General features: G+C 34.0%; 3 protein-coding genes and 1 tRNA gene. 1 reads left to right on the top strand and 3 read right to left on the bottom strand.

Going from position 1 to position 1,769, the window contains the following annotated elements; translation table 11 throughout:
- The 3 genes from HG1285_RS02890 to rpsT all read right to left on the bottom strand — a co-directional run.
- Positions 1-281, bottom strand: a 281-nt coding sequence (locus HG1285_RS02890; protein WP_281429726.1) for an ATP-binding protein, incomplete at its 3' end; no start/stop codon positions are given.
- Positions 246-322 (bottom strand) — tRNA-Met (locus HG1285_RS02895). The genes HG1285_RS02890 and HG1285_RS02895, both read right to left, overlap by 36 nt.
- Before the next feature lie 15 nt (positions 323-337).
- Entirely contained in the window at positions 338-610 is a 273-nt protein-coding gene (gene rpsT, locus HG1285_RS02900) for a 30S ribosomal protein S20 (RefSeq protein ID WP_008289010.1), read from the bottom strand.
- 154 nt (positions 611-764) lie between these two features.
- Here rpsT and HG1285_RS02905 point away from each other — a divergent pair.
- On the top strand, positions 765-1,769 hold a 1,005-nt coding region (locus tag HG1285_RS02905; protein ID WP_008289009.1), incomplete at its 3' end, for a methionine adenosyltransferase.

Raw genomic sequence — 1,769 nt, 5'->3', positions numbered from 1 at the left:
CCAAGCTTTTCTGCAAATTGTTTAGCAAAAATTTCTTCTTCGTCAGATTCTTTTCTAATGCTGTGGTTTAAATACGCAAGGGCTATTTTACCTATTTTCAGATATTCTTTTAATTTTGTGAGCAGGAATGCTAAAGCTGATGAATCTGCGCCTGTAGAATAAGCTACAAGAATTTTATCGTTTTCGGAAATTAAATTAAAATCTTTTATGCACTGGAGGAATTTTTTTTCAACATTCATTTTTAATGGTGGCGGTGGCAGGACTCGAACCTGCGACCGCACGGATATGAGCCGTGTGCTCTAACCAGCTGAGCTACACCGCCACAGTATTTATTTTATCAGCCTTGAGCTTTGGCTGCATTTATTTTTTGAGCATATCTTGAAACTCTTCTTGCTGCTTCGTTTTTATGGATAGCACCTTTAGCAGCAGCTCTATATGCTATCTTTTGAGCTAAAGGGAGTAAACTTTCTGCCTTTTGAATGTCTCCTTCTTTCAATGCTTCCCTTATTCTTTTAAAAGCGGTTCTCATTCTTGAAATATGGTATCTATTTTCTAATCTTCTTCTTTCAGCCTGTCTAACTCTTTTTCTTGCGTTTCTTGTATGAGCCATAAATTCCTCCTTCAAAAATTAGATATAATTTATAAAATTTCAGGTCAAAAATCAAGACTAATATTTTATACCAACAGTATATTATTGTAAAGTTTTACAAAATATATTATTCTAATTACTTCAAAATTTTCATAAATTCTCTGGAGGTAAAAAATTGGCAAATATTTCTGTTGGACAGTTAGAATTTACAAAAGTTGAAAACCAACCTGTTGAAATAGTTGAAAGAAAAGGAACAGGTCATCCAGATACTATATGTGATGCTCTTGGCGAAGAACTGTCAATCGCTTTATCTGAGCTTTATTTGAAAGAATGCGGAGCTATAATGCACCACAACGTTGATAAGGCTCTTTTAATTGGCGGAATTGCAGAGCCTAAATTTGGTGGTGGATTTATAGTTTCCCCAATTGAAGTTTATTTAACTGGAAGGGCAATAAATGAATTAAATGGGAAAAGACTTCCAGTAGAAGAGCTTGCAGTAGAAACAGCTCACAAATGGTTAAAGGAAAATATTCCAAACCTTGATATAGCCAATCATATAACCATAATTCCAAAACTAAAACCAGGTTCAAAAGACCTTGTAGAGCTATTTGAAAGATTTCAACTAAAAGGTGAGATTCCTTTAGCAAATGATACTTCATTTGGAACAGGGTTTGCTCCATTTAACGATACAGAAACAATAGTTTATGAGCTTGAAAGAACTTTAAACAGCAAAGAATTTAAAAAAAACCATCCTTACGTTGGTGAAGATATAAAAATAATGGGTGTTAGGAATTACGACCAGATTAGAATAACAATTGCGATGGCTTTTGTTGATAAATACGTGAAAGATATAAATGACTATAAAGAGAAAAAAGAGTTAGTTGAAAATTATGCATATTCAATTGCCCAAAAGTTAACAACAAAGGAAGTAAAAATATTTTTAAATACAGCTGATGAAGAAGAAAAAGGCTCTGTTTATATAACTGTTACAGGAACTTCTGCTGAAGCTGGTGATGATGGTGAAATTGGGAGAGGAAACAGAGTTAACGGGCTTATTACTCCTTACAGACCAATGAGTTTAGAAGCTGCAGCAGGTAAAAATCCTGTATCCCACATAGGTAAAATTTACAATACAGCTGCAATGGATATGGCTGAAAGAATAGTTTCTGAAGTGAAGAGG

It is taken from the genome of Hydrogenivirga sp. 128-5-R1-1 (assembly GCF_000171895.1).
Note: the sequence above shows the minus strand (reverse complement) of the source record. Positions and strands in the feature narration are given on the sequence as shown.